The 13,612-nt window shown below is 67.0% G+C and carries 12 protein-coding genes and 1 tRNA gene; 6 read left to right on the plus strand and 7 right to left on the minus strand.

What is annotated here, in order from left to right; genetic code table 11:
• Positions 1–2: 2 nt before the first annotated feature.
• From FM111_RS03690 to FM111_RS03705, 4 genes are read right to left on the minus strand one after another with little or no spacing between them, the layout of a single operon-like run.
• A complete protein-coding gene (locus FM111_RS03690) occupies positions 3–767 on the minus strand; it encodes an ABC transporter ATP-binding protein (RefSeq protein WP_218779166.1) in 765 nt (254 codons plus the stop codon).
• Positions 764–1,753: a FecCD family ABC transporter permease gene (locus tag FM111_RS03695; RefSeq protein WP_256968077.1), complete on the minus strand. Its 990-nt coding sequence runs from the start codon at positions 1,751–1,753 to the stop codon at positions 764–766. Before FM111_RS03695 ends, FM111_RS03690 begins: the two co-directional genes overlap by 4 nt.
• Complete coding sequence (locus FM111_RS03700; protein WP_087139384.1) at positions 1,750–2,544, minus strand: ABC transporter substrate-binding protein; 795 nt, start codon at positions 2,542–2,544, stop codon at positions 1,750–1,752. Before FM111_RS03700 ends, FM111_RS03695 begins: the two co-directional genes overlap by 4 nt.
• Positions 2,541–3,224 carry a TetR/AcrR family transcriptional regulator gene (locus FM111_RS03705; protein WP_256968078.1) on the minus strand — a complete coding sequence of 228 codons (684 nt, stop codon included), beginning with the start codon at positions 3,222–3,224 and terminating at the stop codon, positions 2,541–2,543. Before FM111_RS03705 ends, FM111_RS03700 begins: the two co-directional genes overlap by 4 nt.
• Before the next feature lie 248 nt (positions 3,225–3,472).
• On the opposite strand from FM111_RS03705, the gene FM111_RS03710 reads away from it, so the two are divergent.
• Genes FM111_RS03710 through FM111_RS03720 form a run of 3 tightly spaced genes read left to right on the plus strand, consistent with a single transcriptional unit; the run spans position 3,473 to position 6,445 of the window.
• Positions 3,473–4,720, plus strand: coding sequence for a glycosyltransferase (locus FM111_RS03710; protein ID WP_256968079.1), 1,248 nt, complete (start codon positions 3,473–3,475; stop codon positions 4,718–4,720).
• A 16-nt stretch (positions 4,721–4,736) separates the two neighbouring features.
• Positions 4,737–5,633, plus strand: coding sequence for a class I SAM-dependent methyltransferase (locus FM111_RS03715; protein WP_087139387.1), 897 nt, complete (start codon positions 4,737–4,739; stop codon positions 5,631–5,633).
• On the plus strand, positions 5,633–6,445 hold the full coding sequence (locus FM111_RS03720) for a TrmH family RNA methyltransferase (RefSeq protein WP_087139492.1): 813 nt from the start codon (positions 5,633–5,635) through the stop codon (positions 6,443–6,445). The genes FM111_RS03715 and FM111_RS03720 overlap by 1 nt, the downstream gene beginning before the upstream one ends.
• Here FM111_RS03720 and FM111_RS03725 read toward each other — a convergent pair.
• The gene (locus FM111_RS03725) at positions 6,442–7,731 is read right to left on the minus strand and encodes an MFS transporter (protein WP_087139388.1); all 1,290 of its coding nucleotides are present in this window, start codon (positions 7,729–7,731) and stop codon (positions 6,442–6,444) included. The two genes, FM111_RS03720 and FM111_RS03725, sit on opposite strands and share 4 nt — an antisense overlap.
• 64 nt (positions 7,732–7,795) lie before the next feature.
• Entirely contained in the window at positions 7,796–10,231 is a 2,436-nt protein-coding gene (hrpB, locus tag FM111_RS03730) for an ATP-dependent helicase HrpB (RefSeq protein ID WP_087139389.1), read from the minus strand.
• A gap of 157 nt (positions 10,232–10,388) precedes the next feature.
• Here hrpB and FM111_RS03735 point away from each other — a divergent pair, with 157 nt between their 5' ends.
• Together FM111_RS03735 and FM111_RS03740 are read left to right on the plus strand one after the other, a co-directional pair.
• On the plus strand, positions 10,389–12,047 hold the full coding sequence (locus FM111_RS03735) for an amino acid permease (protein ID WP_087139390.1): 1,659 nt from the start codon (positions 10,389–10,391) through the stop codon (positions 12,045–12,047).
• Between the two features lie 143 nt (positions 12,048–12,190).
• Positions 12,191–12,275, plus strand: a tRNA-Leu gene (locus FM111_RS03740).
• A 6-nt stretch (positions 12,276–12,281) separates the two neighbouring features.
• Here the strand turns inward: FM111_RS03740 and FM111_RS03745 are convergent.
• On the minus strand, positions 12,282–13,109 hold the full coding sequence (locus FM111_RS03745) for an NAD(P)H-hydrate dehydratase (protein WP_087139391.1): 828 nt from the start codon (positions 13,107–13,109) through the stop codon (positions 12,282–12,284).
• Positions 13,110–13,227: 118 nt separating this feature from the next.
• Between FM111_RS03745 and FM111_RS03750 the strand changes: the two genes are divergently transcribed.
• On the plus strand, positions 13,228–13,566 hold the full coding sequence (locus FM111_RS03750; RefSeq protein ID WP_024352698.1) for a P-II family nitrogen regulator: 339 nt from the start codon (positions 13,228–13,230) through the stop codon (positions 13,564–13,566).
• The last annotated feature ends 46 nt before the right edge of the window (positions 13,567–13,612 follow it).

The raw sequence follows: 13,612 nt of genomic DNA on the forward strand, positions 1-13,612 counted from the left end.
TATCAGTTACTGGGCAGACGGCGGGCCGCCAGCAGCGGCCCGTCCAACGCCTCCAGCCAGACAGCGTCCAGGTTGAAGACGGTCTTCAGCACGCACGGCGACAGAGCCTCGGTCGGCGCGCCTTCCGCCGCCGTCCGCCCCTGATCCAGCACCACGACCCGATCGGCGAAGCGCGCAGCCAGAGTCAGGTCATGCAGGCTAACCAGAACGCCATGCCCAGCGTCAGCGCGCGTCCGCAGCCGCTCAAGCACCAAAAGCTGGGCGTCGGGGTCCAGACCGGCGATCGGCTCGTCCGCGACCAGCAAGGGAGCGGAAACCGTCAGGGCGCGGGCCAGTAGAACGCGCGCACGCTCGCCGCCCGACATCTCGGCCACGCCGCGATCCGCCAGATGGCCCACGCCGACCTCGTGCAGCGCGACACGCGCGCGGTCCAGCGCGGCCGCGCCCGCCAGGAAAGGCGCGCCCAGCGCCGCCAGTTCGACCGCCGGCAGGTTCCACGCGATCGAACGGTCCTGCGGCAGGTAGGCTGCACGCTCGCCGCGCTGACGCTCGGACAGACGCCGCACCTCATCGCCGCCCAGGCGGGCCGAGCCTTGCGTCAGCGGCGTCAGGCCCAAGGCGGCGCGCACCGCCGTCGACTTGCCCGCGCCATTCGGCCCGCACAGGGCGACCACTTCACCCGCCCGCACCGACACGGACGCGCCTTTCAGCACTTCGGCCCCGCCAACGCGGGCATGGGCGTTCTCAAGAGCCAACAGAAGACTCACAGTCGCCACTCCCGCGCCGCGCGCCAGGCGATCAGGGCGAACAAGGGCGCACCGACCAGGGCGGTGAAGACGCCCAGCTTCAGCTCCTGATCCGTCGGCAGCATCCGCGCCGCCAGATCGGCGGCCACCAGCATCAAGCCGCCCGCGAGGGCCGATGGCAGAAGCAATCGCCCCGGATCGCCGCGCACCGCCGCCCGCACCAGATGCGGCGCCGCCAGACCGACGAAGCCGATGACGCCCGCCACAGCCACCGCCGCGCCCGCCGCCACGGCCGCCGCCGCCAGCGCCAGCACCCGCATTCGCCCCATCGACAGGCCCGACGCCCGCGCCGCCTCCTCGCCCAAAGTCAGCATCCGCAGGCCCGGCGACGCGCTGCGCGCCAACAGGCCGGCCACCAGAACGGCGGGCGCGACCCAGGCGACATCGATCCAGCTGCGGTTCTCCGCCGAGCCCAACAGCCAGTTCATCACCTCGGCCGAAGCGATGGGCGACGGCGACAGATTGAAGATCAGAGCCGTCAACGCCCCCGCGAAACTGGACAGGGCCACGCCGAACAGGATCAGCGCCTCCGGCGTCCGCACCCGCGCGGCCAGGGCGATCAGCAACCCTCCGCCGACCGTGGCGCCGAACAAAGCCGAAACCTCCACCGCGCCGGGGATCGCCGCCAGCCCCAGCACGATGGCCGTCGCAGCGGCCAGGGCCGAGGTCGCTGACACGCCGAGCACGCCCGGTTCGGCCAGCGGGTTGCGCAACAGCCCCTGCATCACCGCCCCCGCCAGCCCCAAAGCCGCGCCTACGAACAGGGCGCAGATCGCTCGGGGCGCGCGCACGAGCCACAGCACCTCGCCAGGCCCTGAGCCCGGATTGCTCAAGGCCGTCATGTAATCGGCGGCGTTGAAACGGGTTTCACCCAGCGTCACCGCCAGAACGATCGCCGACACGATCGCCGCCGCCAGGCCGATATTCAGCGTCGCAGTCCGCTTCATGACGCCTGCTCGGCCAACTGCGCTGCGGCGTCCGCCGCGAACCAGGCCGGGCATGTCAGAGTCGCACCGGGCAGTTCAGCCGCCGTCCGACCTCGCATGGCGCGCTGCATCACCGGATGCCGTCCCGCCCCGCGCCAATCCGAACGCGCCAGATCGAAGAAGCCCTTCACGAAAAGAGCAGGCGGCGTCAGCAGCACGCGTTCGAGTCCCAGAGGCTGATAACCCGGCCGTTCGACCCCATTGCGAAACCCGGCCGCGCGCAGGACAGCGTCCATCAAGGAGCCAGGGCCGGAGGTGAACCCGCTGGCCGTGACATAGACGGCCTTGCGCCCTCGGCCTGCGCCTTCAGCCTTGGCCAACTGCGCCTCCATACGCTGCGTCAACGCCTTGCCTCGCTCCGGGCGCCCCAGAGCCTGAGCGACGACCTGAATGTTCGCGCGGACTCCATCCATATCCGTGGCGTCGGATATGGTGACCGTGCGGACGCCATCGCGCTCCAAGGCGGCCAGAAGGCGAGCGTCGCCGCCCCAGTAGCGCACCGCCACGTCTGGTCGAAAGCCGACAGCGGCCTCCAACGTCGGTCGCACCCGCCGATGGCCCTGGGCGTCAGCACGCAGCCAGGAATCAGGATCATCCGCTCTCGGCGACAGGCCCAACTCCGCATCGGGCGCCAGGGCGAGGACAAATTGATCGGCGCATTGATCCAGGGCCATGACCCGCAAAGGCTGGGCCGCCGCGACGTTGCTCCAACACGCCATCGCCGAAACGACGGCCGTGATCGCGATCTTCACGAGGCGGTCAATCCTGCAAACAAGGCGTCCATCTGGGTGCGGACCAAGGTCTCACGATCCGCCCAGTCGAAATAAGGCTTGGTCGTCATGATAGAGACCAATCCATGGGCGCTGGCCCAGATGACCTGCGCCAGCGTGCGGGGATCACCTCGCAGCGCGCCTTGATCGACCGCCTCTTCGACCACGCTGACAAAGGCACGAAACAGGTCGGCCCCGCTTTGCTGCGCCACGGTCTCGGCGCCGTGGCGTGTCTGGACCTGCGGGGTCAGATAGGCCAGCCGATAGGCGTTGGGATTGGCGAAACCGAACGCGATGTAATTCTCGACAATCCGGCGCAGCCGCGCCAAGGGAGGCGCATCCTCAGCCAGGGTCCGTTGGTGTTGCTCGGCCAGGGTGTCGAAGGCGTTGCGGCAGATCTCGTTGAGGATCTCTCCCTTGTCCGCAAAGTGCATGTAAAGCGCGGTCGACGACAGGCCCACCTCGTCAGCAATCTTGCGAATGGTGGCGCCTTCATAGCCCCGCTCGACGAAAATACCTTCGGCCGCCGCCAGGATTTCCGCACGGCGCTCGTGCCCTTCACCCTTGGGTTTGCGTGTCGAACGCGACGATGCGGCAGGTGCGAGCGACACTCGAATGCTCCCCAAGTTGAACTCCCGTGTGGGGGCCAGTGATAGCCGCAAAAGCCGGCTCCGGCCAAATATATTGCTTTACATAGATGTTAGTATAACATTGATCTACGAACGGGAGGGCGACGATGCGAAGGGGAACGGTCGCCCGCGCGGACGGCGATGCTCTGAAGTCTGCGCGCATCACGCTGACAACCCGTCAGACGCTAGGTCTTACCCTCATCGTCACCGGCGTTTTGGCCGCCACGACAATCGCCCCTTTGTCAGGTTCTGTCGTACTTCTAAGCCTCCAGATCGGATTCATGAGCCTGGCCGCCTGGAGGCTGTTCCTGCTCTGGAACAGCCGCCTCCAGCACTTGTCCGACACGCCACAGATATGCCCGGACCCGTCGTGTCCATGGCCCCGCTATACCATTGTGTCAGCCCTGTATCAGGAGACGTCCGTCCTACCGCAACTGATCGAACGGTTGTCCGATATCGACTATCCGAGAGAACGCCTTGAGGGGTTTCTGGTGCTTGAAACGGACGACGCTGCGACGATCAAGGTTGCTCTGGACCTGCCCAGGCCCGACTGGCTTCAGGTGTTGATCGTGCCGCCCGGCGCGCCCAAGACCAAGCCGCGCGCCCTGAACTACGCCCTGGCGCGCTGTAGCGGCGACCTGATCACCATCTATGATGCAGAAGACGACCCCGACCCGCTGCAACTGCGCGAGGCCGCGACGCGCTTCATCTACGAAGGCGAAAGCCTGGCCTGCCTTCAGGCGCCGCTACGTATCCGTTGCAGGAACAAAGCCAGCGCCAGCCCCTTTCTCGACCGGCAGTTCGCGGCCGAGTACGCCGCTCTGTTCGAAGTCACCCTGCCGGCCATGAGCCGCCTGGGGCTGCCCTTTCCTCTCGGCGGAACCAGCAACCATTTCCGAGTGCCTGTCTTGCGAGCGCTGGGAGGCTGGGATGCCTGGAACGTCACCGAGGACGCCGATCTGGGCTTTCGCATCTGGCGCGCCGGCTATCGGCTCGGCGTCATCCAGAGGCCCACGTATGAACCGCCGCCTGGACCCTTGCCGCTCTGGCTGCCGCAACGCACACGCTGGCTGAAAGGCTATCTGCAAACACTGGCTGTCCATACACGCTACAAAGAGGGAATGGGCTGGCGAGGCTGGGCGGCGTTGGCCGTCACCGTCGGCGCTGGCGTGGCGTCCGCCGCCATCCACGCCGCCTGCGCCGCCTGGGTGTTCAGCGTGGCCCTGACCTCTATCGTCGCGGGACGCCTGCCTCACTTTTCGCCGCAAGGCAGTATCGTTCTGATCTCCGGCGTCATTGCCGCCTGGCTTTTGAAGCACCGCGGCGCACGGCAGGCGGGCGCTTCCTATGGCCTGGGCGACATGCTGGCCTCCCTCGCCTATTGGTGCCTGCTCAGCCTGGCGTTCGCTCACGCCGCCATCCGCCTGATCTTTGAACCGCATCACTGGGACAAGACCCCGCATCAGGCTGAACCCGAACCCGATATCGCCATGATCAACGGCGCTGACGCTGGACGAGCGGCCGCCTGAGCGCCTATCAGCGCGCATGGCTCCGGTTCTCTCCTCCTCGCCCGAAACCCTCGTCACGCGTGGGTGGTCGGACTACGCCCTTCTGGACAGCGGCGACGGTCGCAAGCTCGAGCGTTACGGCCGCTACACTGTCGTGCGACCCGAGCCCCAGTGCTTCTGGAAGGCGCACGACGAGAACGCCTTCGAGCGCGCCAACGCCATGTTCGATCCGCAGCAGGAGGAAGAGGATTCCGGTCGCTGGCGCTTCGACGCCCACGGCCCGATCGACGCCTTTCCGCTGAAGTGGCGCGGCGTGAGCTTCATGGGGCGCTTCACCCCATTCCGGCACCTGGCCTTCTTCCCGGAACAGGCGGCCAACTGGGAATGGCTGGACGCGCGCGTCCGCACCCTGAAGCAACCGAAAATCCTGAACCTGTTCGGCTATACCGGCGTGGCCAGCCTGGCCTGCTCGGCGGCCGGCGCGCACGTCACCCACGTCGACGCCTCCAAGAAGTCCGTCGCCTACGCTCGCGAAAACGCCGAGCTGTCAGGTCTGGCCGACCGCCCGATCCGCTGGATCGTCGAGGACGCCCGCAAATTCGTGGCCCGCGAAGTTCGGCGCGGCAGCAAATACGACGGCATCATTCTGGACCCGCCGAAATATGGGCGCGGCGCTAATGGCGAGGTCTGGCGCCTGTTCGAGGACATGCCGGAGCTGCTGAAAGACTGCGCCTCCTTGTTGTCCGACGACGCCTCCTTCCTGTTGCTGAACGCCTATGCGGCGCGGATTTCCGGCCTGTCGTTGGCGCACATGATGGCCGAGGCGACCCATGATCGCGGCGGCCGCATCGACTGGGGCGAACTAGCCCTGTCCGAAGACGGCAAGAACGCCCGCGCCATCGGCCTGTCCTTCTTCGCCAGATGGAGCGCCTGATGACCGAACGCCTCATCACCTCCCTGACCAACGACACGATCAAGGCTGTCCGCGCCCTGCACATGCGCAAGGAGCGCGAGGCGACGGGCCGCTTTCTGGCCGAAGGGCTGAAGTTCATCGGCGAGGCGCTGGATCAGGGCCGCGCGCCGGTCATGCTGCTGGTCGGTCAGGACGCTCGGCCGCACCCCCTGCTGGACCGCGCCAAGGCCGAAACGCTGAAGGCCGGCGGCCAGATCATCGTCGTCACCCACGCCATCCTCGAAAAGATCAGCCGTCGCGACAATCCGCAGACGGTGCTGGGCGTGTTCGAGCAGGTCTATACGCCGCTGGACGCCATCCGGCCGGACGCCAAGCCTTGCTGGGTGGCGCTGGAGCAGGTGCGCGATCCCGGCAATCTGGGCACCATCATCCGCACGGCGGACTCGGCCGGCTGCGGCGGGGTCATCCTGATCGGCGACTGCGTCGATCCCTTCTCGGTCGAGGCGGTGCGCGCGACCATGGGCTCGGTCTTCGCCGTCAGCATCAGCAAGGCGTCGCGTGAAGAGTTCCTGGCTTGGCGCGCCTCATGGCCGGGCAGCGTGATCGGCACCCGCCTGGACGCGACGCACGGCTATCGCGACAGCCCCGTCCGCCACCCCGCCATCATCATGATGGGCAATGAACAGGCGGGCCTGACCGATGAACTGGCCGCCGCCTGCGATCTGAGCGTCAAGATCCCGATGCGCGGCCGCGCCGACAGCCTGAACCTGGCTGTCGCGACGGGGGTCATGGTCTATGCGGTGACCGACGCGGCCTATGGCTCCAGCCTCTAGGCCTCGCCCTCGGTCTTGATGCGGCCCATGCCGATCAGGGCCAGGACCGTCAGCAGGGCCGCGACCGTGAGATAGGCGCCAACCGCCTGAAGGCCATAATGGCCCGCCAGCCAGGTCGCGGCGTAGGGCGCCAGCGAGGCCCCGAGGATGCCCGCCAGATTGAAGGTCATCGACGCGCCGGTGTAACGCACCGTCGTCGGGAAGGGTCGCGCCAACGCGGCGCCCAGCGGTCCATAGGTGCAACCCATCAGGCTGAAGCCGATGATGAAGAAAGCCACCACGCCCGCCATGCCGCCGCTGCCGAACAGCGGCGCCAACACTAGGCCGAACAGGGCGATGGCGATGGTGGTCGCCAACAGCGTCCTTCCCTGCCCCCAGCGATCCGCCGCCAGAGCCGCCAGCGGGATGAACAGGCCGAAGAAGCAAACCCCCAGCAACTGGATCGGCAGGAACTGCTCGCGCGTATAGCCCATGCTGGTCGTGCCCCAGCCCAGGGCGAAGACGGTCATCAGATAGAACAGAACGAAGGTCGCCAGCCCGGCCAGCGTCCCTGTCAGCAGGGCGAACTTGTGGTGCGCCACAAGCGTCAGAGCGGGCGCCTGAACGCGCTCGGCGCGGTCGATGGCGCGCTTGAACTCGGGCGTCTCGGTGATCTTCAGCCGCATCCACAAGCCGACGATGACCAACAGCGAACTGGCGATGAAGGGGATGCGCCAGCCCCAGTTCATGAACTGATCCTCGCTCATCACCTGGCCCAGGGCGATGAAGCTCAGGGTCGACAGGATGAAACCGATCGGCGCACCCAATTGCGGGAACATGCCGAACCAGGCCTTCTTGCCCGGCGGGGCGTTCTCGGTCGCCAGCAGGACCGCCCCGCCCCACTCGCCGCCAAGGCCCAGCCCCTGTCCGAACCGACACAGGGCCAACAGCAGCGGGGCGATCACGCCGACCGAATGCCAGGTCGGCAACAGGCCGATGGCGATGGTCGACAGGCCCATGGTCATCAAAGCCGCCACCAGCGTCGCCTTTCGCCCCACCCGGTCGCCGAAATGGCCGAAGACGACCGCGCCGATCGGCCGAGCGAAGAAGGCGATGGAGAAGGTGGCGAATGAGGCCAACATAGCCGTCATCCGGTCTCCGCCGGGGAAGAACAGGTCCGGAAAGACCAGCACTGCCGCCGTGGCGTAGATGTAGAAGTCGTAGAACTCGATCGTCGTACCGATCAGGCTCGCGAACAGAACGCGCCGCTTGGAGGCAGGAGGCGGTAAAACGGCAGCGTCGGTCACGCGGAATCCTTACGGTTGACGCACGATCATTGCGGCGTGGCGCATCTATGCGTCAAGCGCAGGATCAGGTTCCGCGAGGCTTGACCCGGTTGGTGGCCGCCGCATTGGCAGGGTCTTCCGGCCAGGGGTGGCGTGGATAGCGGCCACGCATCTCGCTACGGACCGCCGCCCACGACCCGGCCCAGAACCCCGGCAGGTCTTTCGTCACCTGCACCGGTCGTCGCGCAGGCGACAGCAGCGACAGCGTCAGGGGAACGCGGCCGCCGCCGACGGTCGGATGAATCTTCACCCCGAACAGTTCCTGCACTCGGATCTCGACGCGCGGCCCGCCCTCGGCGGCGTAATCGATGCCCGCGCTGCCCAACGGCGTCGTCAGGCGTACAGGCGCCAGATCATCCAGCCTGCGTTGCAAGTCCCAGGGGATCAAGCCACGCAGGGCCTCGGCCAGCTTGCCGTCGCCGATGTCGGCCAGCGACCGCGCCCCGTCCAGCAGTGGCCACAACCAGTCTTCTCGCGCAGCCAACAGACCTTCGTCCGAGACGTCGGGCCAGGCGTTATCCAGTCCACGCAGGAAGGCCAGGCGCGCCCGCAGCGCCCCCGCCTGCTCCCCCCATTTCAGCGCGCCCAGCCCCCCGGTCTCAATCTCCGACTTCAGCGCCGCCGTCATGGTCGCCCGGTCCGGGGCGCCCACGACCTTTTCATCCAGCACAATCGCGCCGATGCGGCGGATCCGGCGGATCACCGGCTTGCCCGAAGGTTCGCGCGCCAGCCGATCCTCGACCTCGATCAGACGCGACAGATCGGTTTCCAGCGTTGTCGCGTCCAACGCCGCCGCCAGACGGATGCGATCGCGCGCGTCGCCGCCGCCCAGTTCAGCCACGGCCAACCAGGACTCGCGCGCCAGGAGGTCCGTCGGCTCGATAAAGGCGCCGCGCCCCGAGGCCAGCAGCACCTCGCCCGGCTTGCCCTTGGCGCGCGCGATGCGTTCGGGGAAGGCCTCGGCCAGCAGCAGGCCCGCGTCCGCCTCGCCATCCCGCCCGCCCCCCGCAGCGCGCGCCCAGCGTTCGGCTAGCTTCATCGCATCGCGACCACGCGGCGAGCGATCCCGCTCCAGCCCCTTCAGGCGGTCGTGCAGATCGACGCCGTTCCCGCCCAGGCCCGGCTCGCTCAGCACCGCCGCGATCTTCGCACCGCCGAGGGCGTCGCCCTGATCCGAAGCGACCGCGACCATGTGCGCCAGACGCGGCGCCAGCGGAATGCGCGTCAACCGTCGCCCGTGCGGCGTCAGATCCCCCTTGTCGTCCAGCGCGCCCAGCCGGGTCAGTACTTTGCGCGCCTCAGCCATCGCCCCGGCGGGCGGCGGGTCCAGCAGGGCCAGCCCATCGACCGACTTCGCACCCCAACGCGCCAGATCAAGGGCGAAGGCGGTCAGGTCCGCCTCCTGAATTTCCGGCCGCTGATGGGCGACCAGACCGCGCGTCTGTTCCTCGTCCCACAGGCGGTAGCAGACGCCGGGTTCGACCCGGCCCGCCCGGCCGCGCCGCTGTTCGGCCGAGGACTTGCTGACCTTGACCGTCGCCAGTCGGGTCAGACCGCTGGACGGCTCGAAACGCGGCACGCGCGACAAGCCGCCGTCGATGACCACGCGCACGCCTTCGATCGTCAGGCTGGTTTCGGCCACCGAGGTCGCCAGCACCACCTTGCGGCGACCGGGCGCGGCGGGCTCGATGGCGCGGTCCTGCTCGCCCTTGTCCAGCGCACCATAAAGGGCGACGACATCGACAGCCGGATCGCGCAGCCGTTCATTCAACCTCTGAACCGTGCGATGGATCTCGCCCTGCCCCGGCAGGAAGGCCAGGATAGAGCCGGTCTCGTCGTGCAGGGCCTGGATCACGGCCTTGGCCATGGCGTCCTCGAACCGCTCGACCGGGTTGCGGCCCAGATAGCGGATCTCGACCGGGAACATCCGCCCCTCGGCCTCGATGACGGGCGCGTCTTCCAGCAGGCGCGACACCCCGGCGATATCGAGCGTGGCCGACATGACCAGCAGGCGTAGATCGTCGCGCAGCACCGACTGGCTCTCGCGCGCCAGCGCCAGGCCCAGGTCGGCGTCGAGGCTGCGTTCATGGAATTCGTCGAACAGGACGGCGCCGACACCCTCCAGCGCCGGGTCGTCCAGAATCATGCGCGTGAAGACGCCTTCCGTGACGACCTCGATTCGCGTGTCCGGACCGATGCGGCTCTGAAGACGGGTGCGATAGCCGACGACGCCGCCCGCCTTCTGGCCCAGAGTGGCGGCCATTCTGTCGGCTGCGGCGCGCGCGGCCAGTCGTCGCGGCTCCAGCACCAGCACCTTGCCGTCGCCCAGCCAAGGCTGGTCCAGCAGGACCAGGGGCACGACCGTCGTCTTGCCCGCGCCCGGCGGTGCGGCCAGCACGACCGCAGAGCTCTGGGCCAGTGCGGCCTTCAGTGGTTCCAGAACAGCGTGAATCGGCAGCATGGCACGGGCTGTAGCGCCTTCGGCCAGGGTCACGAAAGCGTCGTCCGCACGTCATCCTTCGTAAACCGCGTTGCGTGCGAGCCCTCAGATGGCTAGCGTCCCCGCCCAAGAAGGCGACCCGGGAGGGGTCGTCGCATAAGTTTGGGGGCGCACCTGCATGTCTGCAGATGGCGTAAAGCCAGCCGGAAACCGGCTATTTCTTAAAAAATCCATCGCCCAGATTCAGAAAGAAGCCGCCAAGAGCGAGCTGAAACGGACCCTCGGTCCGATGAATCTGATGAGCCTGGGCATCGGCGCCATCATCGGCGCCGGCATCTTCGTTCTGACGGGTCAGGTGGCCTCGGCCCACGCCGGTCCGGCCATCATGTTCTCCTTCGTCATCGCCGGCATCGCCTGCGCCCTGGCGGGCCTGTGCTACGCTGAACTGGCGTCGACCATGCCGGTGTCGGGCTCGGCCTACACCTATGCCTACGGCACCCTGGGCGAGGTTTTCGCCTGGGTCATGGGCTGGCTGCTGGTGCTGGAATACGGCGTCGCGGCCTCGACCGTGGCGGTCGGCTGGTCCGGCTACGTCGTGTCGATCCTGAATGACTTCGGCGTAAGCGCCAGTCTGTTCCCGACAATAACCTATCCAGGCGGTGAAGGGCCCCAGTGGGCCACCCCGCTGATCCAGTACGTCGCCTCAGGCGACAACGCAGGCTTCCCGCTGACGGGCACCTTCAACCTGGTCGCGGCCGTCGGCATCGCCGCCGTGTGCGGCCTGCTGGTGCTGGGCGTGTCGGAATCGGCGAACATCAACAACGCCATCGTCGTCATCAAGATCATCGTCCTGCTGACCTTCATCGCCGTGGGCCTGCAGTACATCAACCCGGCCAACTGGGACCCCTTCATCCCGCCGCAGGGCGAAAGCTGGGACCAGTTCGGCGTGGGCGGCATCTTCCGCGGCGCTTCCATCATCTTCTTCGCCTATGTCGGCTTTGAAGCGGTTTCGACCGCCGCCGCCGAAGCCAAGAACCCGTCGAAGGACGTGCCGATCGGCATCCTGGGCGCCCTGTTCGTCTGCACCCTAATCTACATGGTCGTGGCCGCCGTCATGACCGGCGTCGTTCCCTACCTGGAGCTGGCTTCGCCGGCCCCGATCGCTGTCGCCATCGACCGCATGGGTCTGGAATGGGCCAATGTGCCGCTGGCCAGCGCGCCGAGCGGACAGCTGAACATGATCGCCTTCCTGATCAAGATCGGCGCCATCACCGGCCTATCCTCGGTCATGCTGGTGCTGTGCTACGGCCAGACGCGCATCTTCTACACCATGGCGCGCGACGGCCTGCTGCCGAAGGCGTTCGCCATGGTGCACCAGAAGTTCCGCACCCCGTGGATCGGCACCATCCTGCTGGGCATCGTCATCGCCATTGCGGCGTCCTTCCTGCCCATCTCGATCCTGGGCGACCTGGTGTCGCTGGGCACGGCGACGGCCTTCGCCATCGTCTGCCTGTCGGTCATCGTCCTGCGCATCAAACACCCGGAGATGGAGCGTCCGTTCCGCGTTCCGGGCGGCATCGTCACGGCCGTGCTGGGCATCCTGGCCTGTCTGACGCTGGCGTCGTTCAACTTCATCCCGATGGTGACGCACGCCCTGAACGACAATCCGCTGCCGCTGACCATCCTGGGCGTCTACGCCCTGGTGGGCGCCTTGATCTACGGCCTGTACGGCTTCGCCCACTCGAAGCTGGCCAAGGGCATCGACATCACCGAGGACACGACTCTGGAATCGGCGGTCGAGGCCATGGGCCACGGCGTGGACAACAAGAAGGACTGATCTCGATCGGTCGGCCTCAAGCCGCGTAGAAACGCAGTAGGCCCAAGACAGAGAAAGGCCCCGGAGCGATCCGGGGCCTTTTTTCATGTCCAGACGGGATTGCCGAAACCGCCGCCCTCGCCTACAGCCTCGGGCGAACCTATGCGGATGTGGCGGAACTGGTAGACGCACCAGATTTAGGTTCTGGCGCCGCGAGGCGTGGAGGTTCGAGTCCTCTCATCCGCACCACGTTCTTCAGCCGCTCAGAAGGCCTGTCAGCACAGCAGGAAGCGCCTGCGGCAGGTCCTCAGCGATCAGCCCCGGCCCGAACCGGCGCGCCGCTTCCGAGTGGATCCACACCGCTGCCCTCGCCGCATCGAAGCTGTCCATATGCTGGGCGATCAGACCGCCGATCATACCCGCCAGCACATCGCCGCTGCCCGCCGTCGCCAGCCAAGGCGAACCGTCGCCGTTGACCGCCAAACGCTCGTCCGGCGCCGCAATGACGGTCGAAGCCCCCTTCAGCACGATAACCGACCCTGCACGCCGCGCAGCTTCCTGCGCCGCGCCCTCACGTCCCAGTTCGACCAACAGTCCGGGGAACAGCCGCTCGAACTCGCCTTCATGCGGGGTCAGGACGTCGTCGCGGTCCAGCCATCCGAACAACTGTTCTGATCGATCGCGAAACAGGGTCAGGGCGTCCGCGTCGACCACCAGCGCAGCCCCCGTCCGCGCCAAGGCGGCCAGATTCAGCACCGTGCTTTCATTCAAGCCCGCTGCGGGCCCGATCACGACGGCGTCCATCGGATCGGCCAAGGCCTGAAGCTGATCAGGCGTAGCGAAGCTGGCCAGCATCACCGCCTCCAGCGCCACCGCCAGAACCGGCACCGCGTCCGGCGGGCAGAAGACCTTGACCAGGCCGGCGCCTATCCTCAACCCAGCCCGAGCCGACAAGCGCGCCGCCCCCGTAGACATGGCCCCGCCGGAGATGACGCCCAGCCGCCCACGCGCGTGTTTGTGGCTCTGCGGCCCCGGCTGAGGGAGCAGATGACGCCACTCTGACGGACTGTTACCGAACTTCATGTGGATTTCCGTTCACGGAAGGCCTTAGCGGACGAAAATCGCTTGCCATATTGTGCAATGCAATGTCCCTTTACCACCCGAGCGTCGGACCAACAAAGGAGCCGGCTCGGGACCCGCCATGAAGAAGATTGAAGCCGTCATCAAGCCGTTCAAGCTGGATGAAGTGAAAGACGCTCTCCAGGATATCGGAGTGCAGGGCATGACCGTGCTGGAGGCCAAGGGATATGGTCGCCAGAAGGGCCATTCGGAACTCTATCGCGGCGCCGAGTACGTCATCGACTTCCTTCCCAAGATCAAGATCGAGGTCGTGGTCGCGGATGACCTGGCCCCTGCCGTGGTCGAGACGATTCAGAACGCCGCCCGCACCGGCAAGATCGGGGACGGCAAGATCTTCATCACCAACCTCGAAGACGTCATCCGCATCCGCACGGGCGAAACCGGCGCCCAAGCCATCTAGTCTAACGGCCGCCTCTCGGGGCGGCCGATTTCAATTCCCCAGCTAC

Source organism: Brevundimonas diminuta 3F5N, assembly GCF_900163625.1.
Taxonomy (GTDB): domain Bacteria; phylum Pseudomonadota; class Alphaproteobacteria; order Caulobacterales; family Caulobacteraceae; genus Brevundimonas; species Brevundimonas diminuta_A.